This is a genomic window from Streptomyces sp. NPDC085460 (genome assembly GCF_044541975.1).
Classification (GTDB): Bacteria; Actinomycetota; Actinomycetes; order Streptomycetales; family Streptomycetaceae; genus Streptomyces.
Window position 1 is genome coordinate 934,984 of record NZ_JBITTO010000001.1, and the last position, 19,852, is coordinate 954,835.

A 19,852-nucleotide genomic window follows, 5' to 3' on the forward strand; every position below is an offset into this window, starting at 1 on the left:
GCGGCCCCACCCCGCGCGGCGCACCATGAGGACATGGACCGATCGCCGGGCGACCTGGGCGCCCTCAGCACGCCGGCGCGGGTCGCGGAACCCGACGAGGCCATCACCCCGCACGAACTCGCCCTCGCCACCCGCAACCACGGACTCCCGCTGGAAGCCCTCCGGTACGACCTCACCCCACCCGGCCTCCACTACGTCCTCGTCCACTACGACATCCCCGACACCGACCCCGACGAGTGGCGGCTCACCGTCGGCGGCCGCGTCCTGCGCCCGCTCGACCTGGACCTCGACGCCCTCCGCGCCCGCCCCGCCACCACCCGCCGCGTCACCCTCGAATGCGCCGGGAACGGCCGCGCCCGCCTCGCCCCCCGCCCGGTCAGCCAGCCCTGGCTCGTCGAGGCCGTCGGCACCGCCGAGTGGACCGGCGTCCCCCTCGCCGCCCTCCTCGCCGAGGCCGGCACCGCCGAGGACGCCGTCGAAGCCGTCTTCACCGGAGCCGACCACGGCGTCGAACGCGGCGTCGAGCAGGACTACCGCCGCTCGCTCCCGCTCGCCACCGCCGCCGACCCCGCCCGGGACGTCCTCGTCGCGTACGCCATGAACGGCGCCCCGCTGCCGCCCCAGCACGGCAGCCCGCTCCGGCTCGTCGTCCCCGGCTGGTACGGCATGGCCCACGTGAAGTGGCTCCGCGACATCACCCTCACCGCCACCCCCTACACCGGCTACCAGCAGACCGCCGCCTACCGCGTGCGGCAGGAGCCCGGCGAGGAGGGCACCCCCGTCACCCTCATCGCGCCCCGCGCCCTCATGGCCCCGCCCGGCTTCCCCGACTTCATGAGCCGGGCCCGCGTCGTCCGCCCCGGCCCCGTCCCCCTCACCGGCCGCGCCTGGTCCGGCCACGGACCCGTCGTCCGCGTCGAGGTCAGCGAGGACGGCGGCGCCGCCTGGACCGACGCCGAGGTCGTCCCCGACCCCGCCCACCCCTGGGCCTGGGCCGCCTGGCACACCACCTGGACCGCCACCCCTGGCCTGCGCCACCTCACCGTCCGCGCCACCGACGCCACCGGCCGCGTCCAGCCCCTCACCGCGCCCTGGAACCGCGGCGGCTTCGCCAACAACCTCGTCCAGCGCGTCGAGGTGCTCTGCACCCCGGAGCCGGGGCGACCCGTCCCACCCACGACGCCGTAGAGTCGGATCCGTCGCCCGTACCCGTCCCGACGAGGAGATTTCCGTGACCGACCCGGCGCCCACCGCCCGCCAGCACCAGATCGCCCGGGAGCTCCAGGTCTCCGGGACCTTCGACCCGGCCGCCGAGATCGAACGACGGGTGGCCTTCCTCACCGAGCACCTGACCGGCACCGGCCTGCGCTCGCTCGTCCTCGGCATCAGCGGCGGCGTCGACTCCACCACCGCCGGCCGGCTCTGCCAGCTCGCCGTCGAGCGCGCCCGCGCCGCCGGCCACGACGCGACCTTCTACGCCATGCGCCTCCCGTACGGCGTACAGGCCGACGAGCGGGACGCGCAGACCGCCCTCGGCTTCATCCGCGCCGACCAGGTCCTCACCGTCGACATCAAGCCGGCGAGCGACGCCGCCCTCGACGCCGCCCTGGCCGCCGGGGTCGTCTTCCGGGACGCCCACCACCAGGACTTCGTGCACGGCAACATCAAGGCCCGCCAGCGCATGATCGCCCAGTACGCGGTCGCCGGCGCCCAGGACGGCCTCGTCGTCGGCACCGACCACGCCGCCGAGGCCGTCTCCGGCTTCTTCACCAAGTTCGGCGACGGCGCCGCCGACCTCGTCCCGCTCACCGGCCTCACCAAGCGGCGCGTCCGCGCCGTCGCCGCCGAGCTGGGCGCCCCCGACGGCCTGGTCTGGAAGGTCCCCACCGCCGACCTGGAGACCCTCGACCCGGGCAAGCCCGACGAGGACGCGCTCGGCGTCACCTACGACGACATCGACGACTTCCTGGAGGGCAAGCCCGTCGGAGAGGCCGCCCACGCGGCGATCGTCCGCCGCTACGACCTCACCGAGCACAAGCGGCAGCTGCCGATCGCGCCCTGAGCGCCCCGCGCCGAACGGGCGGATCCTGGAAGGGTGGGCGCCCCGCCCCGGGGCCCCGGAAGGGAGCACGCCATGTTCGGCGAGACCACGGCGTACAGCAGCTTCTCGGTGGACGACCTCGACGCCGCCCGGACCTTCTACGGCGACCGGCTCGGCCTGACCGTGGAGGAGACCGGCACCGGGGACATGCGGATGATGTACCTGACCCTGCCGGGCGGGGCCCGGGTCTTCGTCTACCCCAAGGAGAACCACACCCCCGCCTCCTACACCGTCCTCAACTTCGAGGTCGACGACATCGACCGGGCCGTCGACGACCTGGTCGCCCGGGGCGCGACCTTCGAGCGCTACCCCGAGTTCGAGGCCGACGACAAGGGCGTCGTCCGGCCCGGCGAGGGCGAGCACGAAGAGGGCGGACCGGCGGCGATCGCCTGGTTCACCGACCCGGCGGGCAACACCATCGCGGTGATGCAGACCGGCTGACCCCGACCGCCCACCCGGGCGGGCCGGTGCGACCGGCGGCGGCGGACTGTGATCCACTGGGCGAATGGGGGATCACGGACCAGGAACAGCAGCGGGAGCACTGTTGACCACCTACCGCCAGCCCGGCGTCGTCGTCACCGACCACCACTTCCCCGTCCCCCTCGACCACGCGCGCCCCGAGGGCGAGCAGATCGAGGTCTACGGACGCGAGATCGTCGCCAGTGGCCTCGGCGACGCCGAACGCGAGCGGCGTCCCTGGCTCGTCTACCTGGAGGGCGGCCCCGGCTTCGGCGCCCGCCGCCTCATCGGCCGGCAGGCGTGGCTCGACCGCGCCCTCCGCGAGTTCCGGGTGCTCCTGCTCGACCAGCGCGGCACCGGCCGTTCCACCCCCGCCAACCGCCAGACCCTCCCGCTGCGCGGCGACGCCGCCGCCCAGGCGGAGCACCTGACACACTTCCGCGCCGACTCGATCGTCACGGACTGCGAGCTCATCCGCCGCCGCCTGACCGGGGGCGCCCCCTGGACCGTCCTCGGCCAGAGCTTCGGCGGCTTCTGCGCCGTCCACTACCTCTCCACCGCCCCCGAGGGCCTGGAGCGCGTCCTCGTCACCGGTGGCCTCCCCTCCCTCGACGCCACCGCCGACGAGGTGTACGCCGCCGCCTACCCGCGCGTCCGGCGCAAGAACGAGGCCCACTTCGCCCGCTACCCGCGCGACGCCGAACGCGTCCGCGCGATCGCCGCCCACCTCCTGGAACACGAGGTCACCCTCCCCGGCGGCGGGCTCCTCACCGTCGAGGCGTTCCAGTCCCTCGGCATCCTCCTCGGCTCCGGCGACGGCACCCACCAGCTCCACCACCTCCTGGAAGGCGCCTTCGTCCCCACCCCCGCGGGCCCCGCCCTCGCCGACGCCTTCCTCGAACAGGTCCAGAGCCACCTCTCGTACGCCGGACACCCGCTCTACGCCGTCCTCCACGAGGCCATCTACGCCCAGGGCCAGGGCCCCACCGCCTGGGCCGCCGAACGGGTCCGCGCCGACTTCCCGGAGTTCGACGCCGCCGCCGCGCTCGCCGCGGGCCGCCCCGTGCTGCTCACCGGCGAGACCGTCCACCCCTGGCACTTCACCACCGACCCCGCGCTGCGCCCGCTGCGCGAGACCGCCGAACTCCTCGCCCGGCGGGACGACTGGACCCCGCTGTACGACCCCGGCGTCCTCGCCGCCAACCGGGTGCCGGTGGCCGCCGCCGTCTACCACGACGACATGTACGTCGACACCGCCCACTCCCTGGAGACCGCCGCCGCGATCCGCGGACTGCGGACCTGGGTCACCGACGAGTTCGAGCACGACGGGGTGCGGGCCGGCGGCCCGCGCGTCCTCGACAGACTGCTCGCCCTCTCGCGCGACGAGCTCTGACGGTACGCCGCCGGTCCCGCGAGTGGGACCGGCGAGGCACCAGGCACGGGCCGACGGGGCCCGCGCGGGGCGGCGAGACACTACGCGCGGGCCGGCGAGGCATCACGCGCGGGGCCGCGTACCCGCGCGGCCCGCGCGAAAGTCCAAGCACCGGACCCCGAACGCCCATGGCCCGTCCCCGCCCGGACCGCTACAACTCGGTCCATGAGCGCACACGTCACCGCCGAGATCGCCGGCCAGCCCGACTCCTGGCGCCGCGCCGCCGCCCTCGCCGGGCCGCTCGCCGACCGGCTGCCGCGGCGCGGCGAGCGGGTCGCCGTCGTCGGCTGCGGCACCTCGTACCTGATGGCCCGCGCCTACGCCGCCCTGCGGGAATCCCTCGGCGCGGGCGAGACCGACGCCTTCCCCGCCTCCGACCGGACCCCGCTCGGCCGAGGCTACGACCGCCTCGTCGCCCTCACCCGCTCCGGTACGACCACCGAGGTCGTCGACCTCCTCGCGGACGCGGCGGGACGGCTGCCCACCCTGGTCCTCACCGGCGTCGCCGACAGCCCCGCCGCCCGCCGCGCCGGCCAGGTCGTCGACCTGTCCTTCGCCGACGAACGCTCCGTCGTCCAGACCAGGTTCGCCACCACCGCGCTCCAACTCCTGCGCGCGGGGCTCGGGACGGACCTCGCGCCCTCCGTCGCCGACGCCGAACTCGCCCTCTACGAACCCCTCCCCACCGCCTGGGAGCGGCGCGGCCAGTTCACCTTCCTCGGCACCGGCTGGACCGTCGGCCTCGCCGAGGAGGCGGCCCTCAAACTCCGCGAAGTGGCCCGCGTCTGGACGGAGTCGTACCCGGCGATGGAGTACCGGCACGGCCCCATCGGCGTCAGCGACCGGTCCAGCCTCGTCTGCTGCCTCGGCCCCGTCCCGGCCGGCCTCCGCGAGGAAGTCGAGTCCACCGGAGCCCTGTTCACCGCCGACGCGGTCGATCCGGTCGCCGCGCTGGTCCGCGCCCAGCGCCTCGCCGTCGCCCTCGCCGCCCGTCGCGGCCTCAACCCCGATCGCCCGCGCCACAAGTCACGCTCCGTCATCCTTGCCGGAGGGTTCCGTCCGAGCGCGGCCGACGCCGCCCGTATCCTTCGGGCATGACCGACACCGAGGCCACCGGCCTGTCCCGACAGCCCCAACTGCTCGACATGCCCGGCGACTGGCAGCGCGCCCTCGCCGTCGTCGCCCACCCCGACGACCTGGAGTACGGCTGCGCGGCGGCCATCGCGAGCTGGACCGACGCCGGCAAGGAGGTCGTCTACCTGCTGGTCAGCCGGGGCGAGGCCGGGATCGACACGCTCGCCCCGGACGTCTGCGCCCCGCTGCGCGAGGAGGAGCAGCGGGCGAGCGCCGCCGTCGTCGGCGTCGACACCGTCGAGTTCCTCGACCACCGCGACGGCGTCATCGAGTACGGCACCGACCTGCGCCGCGACATCGCGGCGGCGATCCGCCGCCACCGCCCCGAGCTGGTCGTGACCCTCAACCACCGCGACGGCTGGGGCGACGGGCCGGGCGCGCCCTGGAACACCCCCGACCACGTGGCGGTCGGCCGCGCCACCCTCGACGCGGCCTCGGACGCGGGCAACCGCTGGATCTTCCCCGAACTCGGCGAGCACGGCCTCGCGCCCTGGGACGGAGTCCGCTGGGTCGCCGTCGCCGCCTCCAGCACCCCGACCCACGCCGTCGACGCGGGGCCCGGCATGGAGCGGGCGATCGAGTCGCTCCTCTGCCACCGCGCCTACATCGAGGCCCTGACGGACCAGAAGCCGGAGGAGTACGTCCGCGAGTTCCTCACCTCCACCGCCGACCTGTCGGCCGGCCGCTTCGGCGGACGTCCGGCGGTGCCGTTCGAGCTCTTCCCCCGCTAGGCCGCGCGCCGGGGTTTGCCCGCTGAACGGGACTGCCGGGACGGCGAGTTCCGCCCCAGGGGCGCGTGCTGCCCGCCGCCGACCGTCAGCCGCCCATCGGCGCCGGCTTGAGGACCGCGAACTCGGCGCCGGAGGGGTCGGCGAACCAGGCGAGGCGCCCGACGTCCGGGATGTCCGCGGGCGGGAGCAGGACCGTACCGCCCGAGACGGTCACCGCGTCCGCCGTCGCGTCGGCGTCCCCGACCTCCAGGTACGGGATCCAGCGGGACCGCTCGCCGGAGTCCTGGAGTTCGGCGGCGCCGCCGAAGGAGGCGGCCTCCTGGTCGCCCTCGGCGGTGGAGATCACCCGGTACGTCATGCCGGGCGCCTCCATCGCCGCCCAGCGCCAGTCGAAGAGCGAGCGGTAGAACGCGAGCGCGGCCTCCGGATCGGGCGTGTGGAGCTCTACCCAGACGAGCGTGTTCCGCGAGGAGGTGCGGTCCAGGCCCTTCACCGATCCCGCCTCCCAGACGGCGAATTGGGCCCCGCCCGGGTCGGTGAGCGCCGCCATCCGGCCCGCGTCCATCACGTCCATGGCGCGGACCCGGACCCGGCCGCCCTCGGCGGCCGTCACCATCTGGGACGTGTCCGCGTCCGTCGTCCGGAAGTACACCGTCCAGGCGCTCCGCGCGCCCTCCTCGGTGAGCGGGCCGAGCGCGGCGACGGTCGCGCCGTCCTGCTGGAAGAAGCCGTACCCGCCGGCCTCCGGACCGGCCGACCGGAACTCCCAGCCGAACACGCCGCCGTAGAACTCCGCCGCGGCGGCGGTGTCGGGGGTGCCGAGGTCGATCCAGCAGGGGGAACCGTGGGTGTACTGGGTGCCGAGCATGGGGCGGTGCCGTCCTTCCGTCGTCCTGAGTCCGGTCCGGATCCCGCCACCATGACCGATCCCCGGCCCTCCACCCGAACGACGCGACCACCCCCACCCCGCTTCACCCACCCGGCCCACGCCCCCCGCCCCACCACCGCGCGGCGCCCGCGCCCGTCGCTCCGCCGCGCCGCGCCCGCCGTCCCGCCGTAACCACGGCGCCCGCCGCACCCGCCGTCCCGCCGCTGCTGCGGTACGCATAGCTCGGCGCCACGGCCCCCGCCCCGCCGCGTCGTAGCCCCGGCGTCCCGCCGGGTCCGCCGCCCGTGCCCCCTCAGCCCGCCGCTCCCCCCGCCGCCCGCGCCGCCAGGTCGCTCATGAGGAGGTCGCCGTGGAGTACCGCGCCCGCCCGGTAGCCCGCGCTCGCCGCGTTCACGACCTGCTCGGCCGGGCCGGTCACGTTGCCCGCGGCCCAGACGCCCGGCACGCTCGTGCGGCCCGTCTCGTCGGTCTTCACGAAGGCGCCGAACGGCGTCTCGTACGTCTCCGCGCCGAGCTGCCGCGGCACCGCGTCACGGGGCAGCAGCCGCGTCCCCGCCGCGAACAGCGCCGCGCAGCCGACCGTCCGCCCGTCGGCGAGCCGGACCCCGGTCAGCCGGTCGTCCTCGACGACGACCGCCTCGACCGCGCCCGCCACGGTCCGGACGTCCGCCGCGGCCAGCAGCCGCGCGTCCTCCCCGGTGAGCTCCACGCCGTTCAGGAAGAGCGTCACGTCGGGGGACAGCCGCGAGACCATCAGCGCCTGGTGCACCGGCATCGCCGGGTGCGCGACGACCCCCAGAGGCCGGTCGCGGACCTCCCAGCCGTGGCAGAACGGGCAGTGCAGCACGTCCCGGCCCCACCGCTCCGCCAGCCCCTCGATCGCCGGCGGCTCGTCCACGAGCCCGGTGGCCACGACCAGGCGCCGGGCGGTGAGCACGGTGCCGTCGGCCAGCGTGAGGGCGAAGCCCTCGCCCTCCCGGGTCGCGGCCGTCACCTCACCCGGCCGCACCTCCACCCCGTACTCCTGGAGTTCGCGCCGGCCGACGGCCAGGAACTCGGCGGGGCTCATCCCGTCGCGCGACAGATAGCCCTGCATGTGGCCGCTCGGCGCGTTGCGGGGCTCGCCCGCGTCCACCACCAGGGTGCGCCGCCGTGACCGGCCGAGGATCAGCCCGGCGCTGAGCCCCGCCGCGCCGCCACCGATCACCACGACCTCGTAGCCGTTCTCGTCGTCCATGCGGGCCTCCACGAGTGCCTCCCTAGGTGCGTTCATGCCACGAGCCTCACCCCGTCCCCCTCCCCCGGCAAGGAAACTTGCCGTTTCTGCAACACTGGAGTCATGACCGAAGACGACCGCATCGACGCCGTACTGACCGAGGTCGGCCCCCGGCTCCGCCGGGTCCGCCGCGACCGCGGGGTGACCCTCGCCGACCTCTCCGCCGCCACCGGCATCTCCGTCTCCACCCTTTCCCGCCTGGAGTCCGGACAGCGCAGGCCGAGCCTCGAACTGCTCCTCCCGCTCGCCCGCGCCCACCAGGTCCCGCTGGACGAGCTGGTCGGCGCCCCGCCCGTCGGCGACCCCCGGGTGCGGGCCCGCCCGATCGTCCGGCACGGCCGCACCATGTATCCGCTCACCCGCCAGCCCGGCGGCCTCCAGGCGTACAAGGTGGTCCAGGAGAAGGCGTCCGAGCAGCCGGACCCGCGGGTCCACGAGGGGTACGAGTGGCTGTACGTCCTCTCCGGGAAGCTGCGGCTCGTCCTGGGCGAGCACGACGTGGTCCTCGCGGCCGGCGAGGCGGCCGAGTTCGACACGCGGGTCCCGCACTGGTTCGGGCCCACCGCCGACGGGCCGGTGGAGTTCCTGAGCCTGTACGGACCGCAGGGGGAGCGGATGCACGTACGGGCCCGGCCCAAGAAGTCCGGCTGAACGGATGGGCGGACAGGCCGGCGGGCAGACCGGCGGGCCGGCGGACGACACGGCCCGCGCACGAAGTCGGGCCGAGCTGTTCCGCCAGGGACAAGCGACCGCTTAGTATGCGACCGACCGCACGGTACGGACGGAGGCTCGACGGATGCAGGCATGGCGAGTGCACGAGAACGGCGAACCCGGCGCGGTGATGCGCCGCGAGGAGGCGGACGTCCCCGAGCCCGGCCCCGGCCAGGTCCTCCTCAGGGTCCGCGCCGCCAACGTCAACTTCCCCGACGCGCTGCTCTGCCGCGGCCACTACCAGATCCGCCCCCCGCTGCCCTTCACCCCCGGCGTCGAGATCTGCGGCGAGACCCGTGACGGACGCCGGGTCATCGCCACCGCCGCGCTCCCGCACGGCGGCTTCGCCGAGCACGCCCTCGCCGACGCGGCCGGACTCCTCCCCGCGCCCGACGCCCTCGACGACGCCGAGGCCGCCGCCCTCCACATCGGCTACCAGACCGGCTGGTTCGGCCTGCACCGCCGCGCCGCCCTCCAGGCGGGCGAGACGCTCCTCGTGCACGCCGCCGCCGGTGGCGTCGGCAGCGCCGCCGTCCAGCTCGGCAAGGCCGCCGGCGCCACGGTCATCGGCGTCGTCGGCGGCCCCGGCAAGGCCGCCGCCGCCCGCGCCCTCGGCTGCGACGTCGTCATCGACCGCCGCTCCGAGGACGTCGTCGCCGCCGTCAAGGCCGCCACCGCGGGCCGCGGCGCCGACGTGATCTACGACCCGGTCGGCGGCGAGGCGTACCAGCAGTCCGCCAAGTGCGTCGCCTTCGAGGGCCGGATCGTCGTCGTCGGCTTCGCGAGCGGCACCATCCCCGCTCCCGCCCTCAACCACGCCCTGGTGAAGAACTACACGATCCTCGGCCTGCACTGGGGCCTGTACGCCCAGCGCGACCCGGCCGCCGTCCTCCAGTGCCACGAGACCCTCACCGCGCTCGCCGCCAAGGGGGTCGTCAAGCCGCTCGTCGCCGAACGCGTCCCCTTCGCCGGCGCGGCCGACGCCGTCCAGCGCGTCGCCGACGGCACCACCACCGGCCGCCTCGTCGTCCTCCCGGAAGGAGCCCGCGCATGACCGACGCCGCAGAACTCAGGAAGCGCACCCGGGAACTGCTCGCCGCGCACCCGCCCGCCGACACCGGACGGCTCGACTTCCTCCGGGCCCGCTTCGACGCCGGACTCGCCTGGGTGCACTACCCCACCGGCCTCGGCGGACTCGACGCCCCGCGCTCCCTCCAGGCCGTCGTCGACGCCGAACTCGCCGCCGCCGGCGCCCCCGACAACGACCCCCGCCGCATCGGCATCGGTCTCGGCATGGCCGCCCCCACCCTCCTCGCCTACGGCTCCGACGAGGTCAGGAACCGCTTCCTCAGGCCCCTGTGGACGGGCGAGGAAGTCTGGTGCCAGCTCTTCAGCGAGCCCGGCGCCGGCTCCGACCTCGCCGCCCTCGCCACCCGCGCCGTCCGCGACGAGACCACCGGCGACTGGATCGTCGACGGCCAGAAGGTGTGGACGTCCAGCGCCCACACCGCCCGCTGGGCCATCCTCATCGCCCGTACCGACCCCGCCGTCCCCAAGCACCGGGGCATCACCTACTTCGTCTGCGACATGACCGACCCCGGCGTCGAGGTCCGGCCGCTCCGCCAGATCACCGGCGAGGCCGAGTTCAACGAGGTCTTCCTCACCGGCGTCCGCATCCCCGACGCCCACCGCCTCGGCGAGGCCGGCGACGGCTGGCGGGTCGCCCAGACCACCCTCATGAACGAGCGGGTCTCCATCGGCGGCGCCCGCATCCCCCGCGAAGGCGGCATGATCGGCAAGGCCGCCGCCGTCTGGCGCGACCGCCCCGAGCTGCGCACCCACGCCCTCCACCGCCGCCTCCTCGACCTCTGGGTGGACGCCGAGGTCGCCCGGCTCACCGGCGAACGGCTCCGCCAGCAGCTCGTCGCCGGCCAGCCCGGCCCCGAGGGCAGCGCCATGAAGCTCGGCTTCGCCCGCCTCAACCAGGCCATCAGCGGCCTGGAGGTCGAACTGCTCGCCGAGGACGGCCTGGCGTACGACGACTGGACCATGCGCCGCCCCGAACTGGTCGACTTCACCGGCCGCGACGCGGGCTACCGCTACCTGCGCTCCAAGGGCAACTCGATCGAGGGCGGCACCAGCGAGGTGCTCCTCAACATCGTCGCCGAGCGGGTCCTCGGACTCCCGCCGGAGCCCCGCAACGACAAGGACGTCCCCTGGAAGGACCTCGCCCGATGAGCCACGAGAGCCACGAGAGCCACGAGAGCCACCAGAGCCACGAGCCGAACCTCCTCTACACCGACACCGAGGACGCCCTGCGGGACGCGGTCCGCTCCCTGCTCACCGACCGGGCCGGCCACCAGGACGTGCTCGACCGGATCGAGACCGGCGATCCGTACCCCGCCGGCCTCTGGCCCGCCCTCGCCGCCGGCATCGGCGCCGCCGGCCTGCTCGTCCCCGAGAAGCTGGGCGGCCAGGGCGCGAGCCACCGCGAGGCCGCCGTGGTCCTGGAGGAGCTGGGCCGGGCGGTCACCCCGGCCCCGTACCTCACCGCCGCCGTCATCGCCACCGAGACCCTCCTCGCGCTCACCGCGACGGAAGCCCCGGCCACCGCCCACATCGCGACGGACGGCCCGGCCACCGCCCACCCCGTGACCGAGGGCCCCGCCGCCGCGCTCCTCGCCGAACTGGCGGCGGGGGAGCGCACCGCCGTCCTGACCGTCCCCCTCACCACCGCCCCGCGCACCGGCTTCACGGCCACCGGGCCCGTCCGCGCCGTCGCGGACGCCGTCGCCGCGGACGTCTTCCTCGTGCCCCGCCCCACCGGCCTGTACGCCGTGCCCGCCGCCGAGGCCACCGTCACGCCGACCACCCCGCTCGACCTCACCCGCCCCCTCGCCACCGTCGACGCCTCCGGAGCCGCCGGCACCCTCCTGGCCGGCCCCGAGGCGGCGCGCACCGCCGTCCGCCGCGGCCTGCTCGCCGGCGCGGGCCTCCTCGCCTCCGAACAGCTCGGGCTCGCCGAGTGGTGCCTGGAGGAGACCGTCCGGCACACCAAGGAGCGCTTCCAGTTCAACCGCCCCGTCGGCTCCTTCCAGGCGCTCAAGCACCGCATGGCCCACCTCTGGCTGGACCTCGTCGGCGCCCGCGCGGCGGCCCGCGCCGCCGCCGACGCCCTCGCCGCCGGAGCGGCCGACGCCGAGCTCACGGTCGCCGTCGCCCAGGCGTACTGCTCCGGCGTCGCCGTCCGCGCCGCCGAGGAGTGCGTCCAGCTGCACGGAGGCATCGGCATGACCTGGGAGCACCCGGCCCACCTCGCCCTCAAGCGCGCCAAGGCCGACCAGCTCGCCCTGGGCTCCACCGGCCACCACCAGGACGTCCTCGCCGACCTGATGGACCTGCCCGCCCCGGCCTGACACCGGCCCAGCGAGAACAGACCGGGGGCCGGTACGACGCCAAGACGCCGGACCGGCCCCCGGCCCCGGTCGGCGGCGCCGCGCCCTTCACCCCTCCGACGCCGAGGCGCCGGACCGGCCCCCGGCCCCTTCACTCCTCCGACGCCGAGGCTCTGGACCGGCCCCCGGCCGCCCTCACCCCTCCGACGCCGTCCCGCGGCGCGCGTAGCAGAACAGGTGCTCCTCGGGCTCCCCGCCCGGCACCTCGGGCCGGAACACCGACAGCTCGTGGTGGAGCACCTCCAGACCGCACTCCTCCCGCAGCAGCCCCAGGTACGCCTCGGCGGAGAAGCTGGACACCCGGGCCCGCCGCCCCATCCAGGTGATCTCGATCCCCTCGACGTCGGCCGGCACCGTCGCCGACACCAGCAGCCCGCCCGGCACCAGCCACGAAGCCATCCGCCGCAGCGCCGCGATCTGCTCCTTCCGCTCCATCATCAGCAGCGGGAAGAACGCGCAGACCGCGTCGTAACCGCCCGCCGGGGGGACGTGCTCGCGCAGGTCGGCCTGGACGAAGCGGGCCCCCGGCACCCGCGCCCGCGCCAGCTCGACCATCGTCCGCGAGACGTCCAGCCCCGTCACCGCGTGCCCCGCCGCGTCGAGCAGCGCGGCCACCGGCCTCCCCGTACCGCAGCCCGCGTCCAGGACCCGGGAGCCGGGGGAGAGCCGTCCCTTCAGCCACTCCACCGCCGCGAGCTGAGCGGGCAGCCGCCCGAAGGCACGCTCGTAGTCGATCCCCACCCCGTCGAAGAGCTCGGCGGCCCCCAACACCCCGTCGCCGACCCCCGACACCCCCTCCTCCCCGCCGTCCCGCCCCGCCGCGCCGTCCCGCTCCTCGTGCGTCCCGCTCATCGCCCCTCCCGGAGTCCGTCGTCCGGGACGCATTACCCCACCTGGGGCTCCTTCGCACCATGGGGTTTAATTGCATGCTGCTCGCAATAACTGTTGATCTTCAAAAAGGGGTGTGGACCCGATGGCCGCCCGAACCGTCCGCCGCGCGACCGCCGCGATAGCCACGGGGGCCTTCGCCCTCACCGCCGCGGCCTGCACGAACCCCGGCGCCGATACCGCCGGCACCGGCGGACCCAAGGACTCCGCGGTCGTCGGCATCGCCTACGAGCCCGACAGCCTCAGCCCGCTCCTCGGCTACGGCAAGGACGGCAACTCCAAGATCTTCGACGGCCTCCTCGCCTTCGACGCCGACATGAAGCTCAAGCCGGCCCTCGCCGTGAAGCTCCCGCACGTCAGCGACGGCGGCCTGACGTACACCTACACCCTCCGCACCGACGTCACCTTCAGCGACGGAGCCCCCTTCACGGCCAAGGACGTCGTCTTCACCTACAAGACGATCCTCGACCCCAAGACCAACAACCCCTCCCGCACCGAACTCGACGCCCTCAAGAGCGTCGAGGCCGTCGGCGACGACACCGTGGTCTTCCGCCTCAAGTACCCCTACGCGCCCTTCGCCGAGCGCACCGTCCACGCGATCGCCCCCGAGCACGTCGCCGGGAAGCAGGACGTCAACACCGGCGCCTTCACCACCCAGCCCATCGGCACCGGCCCCTTCGTCCTCACCAACTGGTCCAAGGGCGAGAAGATCAGCTTCAAGGCCAACCCGAAGTACTGGAACGGCGCCCCCGCGGTGAAGAAGTTCACCATGGCGATCATCAAGGACGACGACGTCCGCGCCACCCGCCTGCGCGCCGGCGACCTCGACGGCGCCATCCTCCCGCCCAACCTCGCCGCCGGCTTCGGCAGCGACAAGGGCAAGCGGACCTACGCGGCCAAGACCTACGACTACCGCACGGTCACCCTCCCCACCCACAACCCCGTCGCCGGCGACACCGCCGTCCGCCGCGCCCTCGACATCGCCGTCGACCGCCAGACCATGGTCGACAAGATCCTCGAAGGCGCCGGCAAGCCCGCCTACGGCCCCGTCCCCACCGACAGCCCCTGGTTCGCCAAGGGCACCGAGCGCCGCCACGACCTCGCCGGCGCCCAGAAGATCCTCGACGAGGCCGGCTGGAAGCCCGGCTCCGACGGCGTCCGCGTCAAGAACGGCGTCCGCGCCTCCTTCCCGCTCTGGTACCTCTCCGGCGACAAGCTCCGCCAGGACCACGCCCTCGCCTACGCCTCCGACGCCCGCAAGGCCGGCATCGAGATCAAGACCCAGGCCGGCACCTGGGAGGTCATCGAGCCCCGCATGAAGACCGACGCCGTCCTCGCCGGCGGCGGCTCGCCCGGCGACCCGGACTTCGACCAGTACCTCCTGCTCACCTCCTCCCTCGCGGGCGACGGCTTCAACAACATGGCCTGGTACGACAACAAGGCCGTCGACCGCGCCCTGGAGGACGGCCGCCGCACCAACGACCCCGCCAAGCGCAAGGCCGCGTACGACACCGTCCAGCGCGAACTCGTCAAGAACCCCGGCTACACCTTCCTCACCCACATCGACCACCTCTACGTCGTGAACGACGCCTGGGACTCCGACGCCAAGGGCGCCCCCCTCACCACCCAGATCGAGCCGCACGACCACGGCCTCGCCGCGGGCCCCTGGTGGAACGCCGAAGCCTGGAAGCCCAAGAAGGCCGGAGACGACAAGAAGTGAGCCGCCGCCTCCCCTGGGGGGCCATGGCCCGGATGACGGGACGGCGCGCCCTCGCCGCCGTCCCCGTCCTCCTCGGCGTCACCCTCGCCGTCTTCGCGGTCGCCGAAGCATCCCCCTTCGACCCCGTCAAGGCGTACGCCGGCACCGCCGGCCTCACCGCCTCGCAGGAGAACCTCGACCAGCTCCGCCAGAACCTCGGCGTCGACCAGCCCCTCCTCACCCGCTGGTGGGAATGGCTCACCTCGGCCGTCACCGGCGACCTCGGCGACTCCGCCGTCATGCGCCGTCCCGTCGCCGACGTCATCACCGAACGCCTCGGCTGGTCCGTCCTCCTCGCCGTCACCGCCTTCCTGATCGCGATCGCCCTCGGCACCCTCCTCGGCGTCCTCGCCGGCCGCCGCCGCGGCGGCCTCCTCGACCGCGCCGTCAGCTCCCTCGCGTACACCCTGGAAGCCGCCCCCGCCTTCTGGCTCGGCCTCCTCGCCATCTGGTTCTTCGCCCTCAAGCTCGGCGTCCTGCCCGCCGGCGGCCTCACCGACACCGCCAGCGACACCGTCACCTTCGACCAGGTCGCCCGCCACCTCGTGCTGCCCGCACTCGTCCTCGGCATCTCCCAGCTGCCGTGGTTCTTCCTCTACGTCCGCCAAGGCGTCGGCGACGCCCTCGACGAGGACCCGGTACGCGGCGCCCGCGCCCGCGGCCTCGCCGAACGCACCGTCCTCACCGGCCACGCCCTGCGCTCCGGCATGCTCCCGATGCTCACCCTCATCGGCTCCCGCGTGCCCGAAGTCATCACCGGAGCCCTCCTCGTGGAGACCGTCTTCAGCTGGCCCGGCATCGCCGCCGCCACCGTCCAGGCCGCCACCGCCGTCGACTTCCCGCTGCTCGCCGCACTCACCGTGCTCGCCACCGCGGCCGTCCTCCTCGGCAACCTCCTCTCCGACCTGCTGTACGGCCTCGCCGACCCGAGGGTGGGCTTCGATGGCTGACCCCCGCACCCACCGCCTCCGCCTGTGGACCTCCGCCGTCATCGTCGGCGCCGTCGCCCTCGCCGTCCTCCTCGTCCCGCCGATCGTCCAGCTCGACGAACAGGCCGTCGACCTCTCCCAGAAGCTCCTCCCGCCCTCCTGGGACCACCCCTTCGGCACCGACGACGTCGGCCGCGACCTCCTCCTGCGCTGCGTCTACGGCCTGCGGATCTCCCTCCTCGTCGGCCTCGTCGCCGCCCTCGTCGCCACCGTCCTCGGCACCGCCGTCGGCGCCGCCGCGGGCGCCCTCGGCGGCTGGACCGACCGCACCCTGATGCGCCTGGTCGACGCCTTCTCCTCCGTGCCGCACCTGCTCCTCGGCATCTTCGTCGTCGCCCTCTTCCGCCCCGGCGTCTGGCCCGTCATCGTCTCCGTCGCCGTCACCCACTGGCTCTCCACCGCGCGCATCGTCCGCTCGGAAGTCCTTTCGCTGCGCGCCCGCCCCCACATCGAGGCCGCCATCTCCGGCGGCGCCTCCCGCCGCCGCGTCGCCACCCGCCACCTGCTCCCCGCGGTCCTGCCCCAGGCCGGCCTCGCCGCCGTCCTGATGGTCCCGCACGCCATGTGGCACGAGTCCGCCCTCTCCTTCCTCGGCCTCGGCCTCCCCAGCCACCAGGCCAGCCTCGGCAACCTCGTCCAGTCCGCCCGCTCCTCCCTCCTCGCCGGCGACTGGTGGCCCACCCTCTTCCCCGGCCTCTTCCTCATCGTCCCCACCCTCGCCATCGCCGGCCTCGCCGGCGTCTGGCGCGACCGCCTCAACCCCCGCCGCCGATCGGAGCTGATGCTGTGAACGCCCGCGTCGCGCGCGCCCTGGACGCCGTCACCGCCGAGCGTGCCGAGGACGCGCTGCTCAGCGTCCGCGGCCTCACCGTCCGGTTCCGCCTGCGCGGCGGACGGACGGTCGCCGCCGTCACCGACGCCGACTTCGACCTCGCGCCGGGGGAGTGCCTGGCCCTCGTCGGCGAGTCCGGCTGCGGCAAGTCCGTCCTCGCCTCCGCCCTCCTCGGCCTGCTCCCCGGCAACGCCGAGACCGCCGGCACCGCCCTCGTCCACGGCACCGACCTGCTCGCCGCCGACGAGAAGACCCTCGCCCGCTCCGTACGCGGACGGCGCGTCGGCCTCGTACCGCAGAGCCCCGCCGCCCACCTCACCCCGGTCCGCACCGTCCGCGCGCACCTGGAGGAGACCGTCCGGGCCCTCACCGACACCCCGCGCGCCGGGCGCCGCAAGGCCGCCGAGGACGCCGCCGACCGGGCCGCCTTCCCCGCCACCCACCTCGACGCCTACCCCCACGAACTCTCCGGCGGCCTCGCCCAGCGCGCCGCCACCGCCCTCGCCCTCATCGGCGACGCCCCGCTCCTCCTCGCCGACGAACCCACCACGGGCCTCGACCGCGACCTCGTCGAGCGCACCGCCGACGAGCTCCGCCGCCACGCCGACGACGGCCGCGGACTGCTCCTCATCACCCACGACCTGACCGCCGCCGCCCGCATCGCCGACCGCGTCGCCGTCATGTACGCCGGCCGGATCGTCGAGATCGCCCCCGCCCACCGCTTCTTCGGCACCACGGGACCCGACCACCCCTACGCCCGCGGCCTCCTCGACGCCCTCCCCGACCGGGCCTTCACCGCGATCCCCGGCATGCCGCCGGAACTCTCCGACCTCCCCGAGGGCTGCGCCTTCGCCCCCCGCTGCCCCCGCGCCACCGACCTCTGCGCCACCGTCCCGGACCTCCGCGCCGGCGTGGCCTGCCACCACCCGGAGCGCCCCCGTGCTTGAACTCGACTCCGTCACCGCCGGCTACGAGCCGCGCAAGCCGGTCTTCCGCGGCGCCTCCCTCACCGTCGCCCCCGGCGAGTCCGTCGGCCTCCTCGGCCCCAGCGGCTGCGGCAAGTCCACCCTCGCCCGCGTCGCCGCCCTCCTCCACCGGCCCGACGCCGGCCGCCTCGTCCTCGACGGCACCGAGATCACCGCCTGGCGCCACCGCGCCCCGCGCGAGCGGCGCACCGCCGTCGGCGTCGTCTTCCAGCAGCCCCGCACCGCCGCCGACCCCCGCCTCACCCTCGCCGACCTCATCGCCGAACCCCTCCGCGCCACCGGCCGCAAGGCCGAGGCGGCCGACCGCGTCGCCGAACTCGCCCCCGCCGTCGGCCTCACCCCCGAACTCCTCACCCGCCGCCCGCACGCGGTCAGCGACGGGCAACTCCAGCGCGCCTGCCTCGCCCGCGCCCTCACCCTCCGCCCCCGCTGGCTCGTCTGCGACGAGATGACCGCCATGCTCGACGCCTCCACCACGGCCGCCCTGGTCGCCGCCGTCGAGTCCTACCGCGAGGAGACCGGCGCCGGCCTCCTCGCCGTCGGCCACGACCGCGTCCTCCTCGACCGCTGGTGCGACCGCACGGTGGAGTGGCGGGACTGCCTGCCGGCCGAGAAGACCCCGTGACCCGGGCCTGGACCCGCGCCACCGCCGACGACCCCCTCGACGGACTGCGCGACCGGCTCACCGCCGCCGACTGCGGCTACGAACCCCGAGAGGGGTACGAGGACCACTGCTGGCTCCTCACCCCCCTGTACGACGACACCGGCGCCCGGCACCGCTGGCGCGACGTCCTGACCCGGGCGGGCACCCGCCTCTCCGACCGGCCGCGCCCCTTCTCGTACCTCTCCCTCGAAGGCGTCGCCGGCACCGACGCGCTCGACGGCGCCATGGGCGGCGAGATGGACCGCGCCACCCTCACCGCCCTCGTCCCCCACCTCGCCCGCCACAGCGCCACCGGCGAGGCCACCCCGTGCGGCGCCGCGCAGGCCCCCGTCACCAACAGCCCCGGCGTCCCGCCCGGCACCGCCCCGGAGCCCGTCGAGGCCCTCATCGCGTGGCGCGGCCCGCTCTCCGACGCCGCCGCCCACCACGAGGCCGCGCCCCACCACTGTTTCCCCGCGACCTGGTGGGCCGCCGACGGCAGCTGGCTCGTCGTGACGAACGTGGACCTGAGCGCCACGGAGGTCTTCGGCAGCGGGGCCCTCATCACGGACCTCCTCGCCGACCGGGACCTGGAAGCGGTCCGCGCACCCACCCTCGCGGAGACCCTCGTCCTTTGATCCACTCGGATCTCACCCGTATGGCCGCCCCGCCGTTCCCCCGGACGGATCGCCCATTCCGTCACACTGTCCGCCGAACGCCGCAATTCCGGTGCGGCAGAAGAAGGACGTGAGTGCGATGGCCGTTTCCGTTTCCGTCGTGGTGCTGCTCCTCGTACTGGCCGTGGTCTTCATCCGCAGCGGCGGCCTGAAGATCACCCACGCCGTCGTCTGCGCTCTGCTCGGCTTCTTCCTGGCCGGCACGAGCATGGCCCCCACCATCCAGAACGGCGTGGCCGCCACCGCCGAGGTGGTCTCCAGCCTCCGCCCGTGAGCCGGGGGTGAGCGGCGAGGACCGGAGTTGACACATGGGGGAGCGGTCCGTAGTGTTCTCCGAGTTGTCCGACGTGAGCACCGACTCCGGTCGGCCCCGGACAGCGATTCCGCAAGACCAACAAGCCGGACGGCCGCGATTCGTCGTGCCTTTCCGGTTCCCGTCGGCTTTTGCGGAATGAGGAATCCGCGTTCGAAGTCGGAGCGCAGGCCCCGATTCGCTTCGGAGCCGGGGAATCCGCTAAAGTCTCACTCGTCGGAACGGCCCAACAGCCGCAAAGACAAATCCCGCTGACTGGGAATCAGACGCCGAAAGGATCTGATAGAGTCGGAAACGAAGGAAGCGCCCGGAGGGCCTGGAAACAGGAACGAAGGAAGCGTCCGCACCTTGAGAACTCAACAGCGTGCCAAAAATCAACGCCAGATTAGTTGATACCCCGTCCAGCCGGTTTCGGTTGGTCGAGGTTCCTTTGAAACAAAACACAGCGAGGACGCTGTGGACGGTCGGTCACATTCCGACTTGACCGTCCCGCTCAACGCGAGTGTTGAACCGGATTACCGGTACACATTCACGGAGAGTTTGATCCTGGCTCAGGACGAACGCTGGCGGCGTGCTT

At 74.6% G+C, this 19,852-nt stretch carries 20 protein-coding genes; 17 read left to right on the forward strand and 3 right to left on the reverse strand.

Going from position 1 to position 19,852, the window contains the following annotated elements; genetic code table 11:
• The first annotated feature begins 33 nt into the window (after window positions 1-33).
• The 6 genes from ACIGHB_RS03980 to ACIGHB_RS04005 all read left to right on the forward strand — a co-directional run bounded on the left by ACIGHB_RS03980 (window position 34) and on the right by ACIGHB_RS04005 (window position 5,857).
• Window positions 34-1,188, forward strand: a complete 1,155-nt coding sequence (locus tag ACIGHB_RS03980) for a sulfite oxidase (RefSeq protein ID WP_399909293.1) — start codon at window positions 34-36, stop codon at window positions 1,186-1,188.
• Window positions 1,189-1,231: 43 nt separating this feature from the next.
• Complete coding sequence (nadE, locus tag ACIGHB_RS03985; RefSeq protein WP_399909295.1) at window positions 1,232-2,062, forward strand: ammonia-dependent NAD(+) synthetase; 831 nt, start codon at window positions 1,232-1,234, stop codon at window positions 2,060-2,062.
• A 72-nt stretch (window positions 2,063-2,134) separates the two neighbouring features.
• Window positions 2,135-2,542: a VOC family protein gene (locus ACIGHB_RS03990; RefSeq protein ID WP_399909297.1), complete on the forward strand. Its 408-nt coding sequence runs from the start codon at window positions 2,135-2,137 to the stop codon at window positions 2,540-2,542.
• A 64-nt stretch (window positions 2,543-2,606) separates the two neighbouring features.
• Window positions 2,607-3,953, forward strand: coding sequence for an alpha/beta fold hydrolase (locus tag ACIGHB_RS03995; RefSeq protein WP_360318674.1), 1,347 nt, complete (start codon window positions 2,607-2,609; stop codon window positions 3,951-3,953).
• Window positions 3,954-4,157: 204 nt separating this feature from the next.
• Window positions 4,158-5,090, forward strand: coding sequence for an SIS domain-containing protein (locus ACIGHB_RS04000; RefSeq protein ID WP_399909299.1), 933 nt, complete (start codon window positions 4,158-4,160; stop codon window positions 5,088-5,090).
• Window positions 5,087-5,857 carry a PIG-L deacetylase family protein gene (locus ACIGHB_RS04005; RefSeq protein WP_360318669.1) on the forward strand — a complete coding sequence of 257 codons (771 nt, stop codon included), beginning with the start codon at window positions 5,087-5,089 and terminating at the stop codon, window positions 5,855-5,857. The genes ACIGHB_RS04000 and ACIGHB_RS04005 overlap by 4 nt, the downstream gene beginning before the upstream one ends.
• 85 nt (window positions 5,858-5,942) lie before the next feature.
• Here the strand turns inward: ACIGHB_RS04005 and ACIGHB_RS04010 are convergent, their stop codons facing one another.
• Together ACIGHB_RS04010 and ACIGHB_RS04015 are read right to left on the reverse strand one after the other, a co-directional pair.
• Window positions 5,943-6,725, reverse strand: coding sequence for a VOC family protein (locus ACIGHB_RS04010; protein WP_399909301.1), 783 nt, complete (start codon window positions 6,723-6,725; stop codon window positions 5,943-5,945).
• A 313-nt stretch (window positions 6,726-7,038) separates the two neighbouring features.
• Entirely contained in the window at window positions 7,039-8,019 is a 981-nt protein-coding gene (locus tag ACIGHB_RS04015; RefSeq protein WP_399909303.1) for an NAD(P)/FAD-dependent oxidoreductase, read from the reverse strand.
• A 66-nt stretch (window positions 8,020-8,085) separates the two neighbouring features.
• Between ACIGHB_RS04015 and ACIGHB_RS04020 the strand changes: the two genes are divergently transcribed.
• The 4 genes from ACIGHB_RS04020 to ACIGHB_RS04035 all read left to right on the forward strand — a co-directional run bounded on the left by ACIGHB_RS04020 (window position 8,086) and on the right by ACIGHB_RS04035 (window position 12,149).
• A complete protein-coding gene (locus ACIGHB_RS04020; RefSeq protein ID WP_360321466.1) occupies window positions 8,086-8,673 on the forward strand; it encodes an XRE family transcriptional regulator in 588 nt (195 codons plus the stop codon).
• A 145-nt stretch (window positions 8,674-8,818) separates the two neighbouring features.
• A complete protein-coding gene (locus tag ACIGHB_RS04025) occupies window positions 8,819-9,787 on the forward strand; it encodes an NADPH:quinone oxidoreductase family protein (RefSeq protein WP_399909305.1) in 969 nt (322 codons plus the stop codon).
• A complete protein-coding gene (locus ACIGHB_RS04030) occupies window positions 9,784-10,971 on the forward strand; it encodes an acyl-CoA dehydrogenase family protein (protein WP_360321472.1) in 1,188 nt (395 codons plus the stop codon). Before ACIGHB_RS04025 ends, ACIGHB_RS04030 begins: the two co-directional genes overlap by 4 nt.
• Complete coding sequence (locus ACIGHB_RS04035; protein ID WP_399909308.1) at window positions 10,968-12,149, forward strand: acyl-CoA dehydrogenase family protein; 1,182 nt, start codon at window positions 10,968-10,970, stop codon at window positions 12,147-12,149. Before ACIGHB_RS04030 ends, ACIGHB_RS04035 begins: the two co-directional genes overlap by 4 nt.
• Before the next feature lie 174 nt (window positions 12,150-12,323).
• On the opposite strand, the gene ACIGHB_RS04040 is transcribed toward ACIGHB_RS04035, so the two are convergent.
• Window positions 12,324-13,040, reverse strand: coding sequence for a class I SAM-dependent methyltransferase (locus tag ACIGHB_RS04040; protein ID WP_399909310.1), 717 nt, complete (start codon window positions 13,038-13,040; stop codon window positions 12,324-12,326).
• 121 nt (window positions 13,041-13,161) lie between these two features.
• On the opposite strand from ACIGHB_RS04040, the gene ACIGHB_RS04045 reads away from it, so the two are divergent.
• The 7 genes from ACIGHB_RS04045 to ACIGHB_RS04075 all read left to right on the forward strand — a co-directional run bounded on the left by ACIGHB_RS04045 (window position 13,162) and on the right by ACIGHB_RS04075 (window position 19,236).
• Window positions 13,162-14,796, forward strand: a complete 1,635-nt coding sequence (locus tag ACIGHB_RS04045) for an ABC transporter substrate-binding protein (protein ID WP_360321481.1) — start codon at window positions 13,162-13,164, stop codon at window positions 14,794-14,796.
• Window positions 14,793-15,785: an ABC transporter permease gene (locus ACIGHB_RS04050; RefSeq protein ID WP_360321484.1), complete on the forward strand. Its 993-nt coding sequence runs from the start codon at window positions 14,793-14,795 to the stop codon at window positions 15,783-15,785. The genes ACIGHB_RS04045 and ACIGHB_RS04050 overlap by 4 nt, the downstream gene beginning before the upstream one ends.
• Window positions 15,778-16,614 carry an ABC transporter permease gene (locus ACIGHB_RS04055; protein WP_360321487.1) on the forward strand — a complete coding sequence of 279 codons (837 nt, stop codon included), beginning with the start codon at window positions 15,778-15,780 and terminating at the stop codon, window positions 16,612-16,614. Before ACIGHB_RS04050 ends, ACIGHB_RS04055 begins: the two co-directional genes overlap by 8 nt.
• Window positions 16,611-17,603, forward strand: coding sequence for an ABC transporter ATP-binding protein (locus tag ACIGHB_RS04060; RefSeq protein WP_399909313.1), 993 nt, complete (start codon window positions 16,611-16,613; stop codon window positions 17,601-17,603). Before ACIGHB_RS04055 ends, ACIGHB_RS04060 begins: the two co-directional genes overlap by 4 nt.
• Window positions 17,596-18,267, forward strand: a complete 672-nt coding sequence (locus tag ACIGHB_RS04065) for an ABC transporter ATP-binding protein (protein ID WP_399909315.1) — start codon at window positions 17,596-17,598, stop codon at window positions 18,265-18,267. Before ACIGHB_RS04060 ends, ACIGHB_RS04065 begins: the two co-directional genes overlap by 8 nt.
• Entirely contained in the window at window positions 18,264-18,923 is a 660-nt protein-coding gene (locus ACIGHB_RS04070) for a hypothetical protein (protein ID WP_399909317.1), read from the forward strand. Before ACIGHB_RS04065 ends, ACIGHB_RS04070 begins: the two co-directional genes overlap by 4 nt.
• Before the next feature lie 118 nt (window positions 18,924-19,041).
• Window positions 19,042-19,236, forward strand: a complete 195-nt coding sequence (locus ACIGHB_RS04075) for a hypothetical protein (protein ID WP_360321499.1) — start codon at window positions 19,042-19,044, stop codon at window positions 19,234-19,236.
• The last annotated feature ends 616 nt before the right edge of the window (window positions 19,237-19,852 follow it).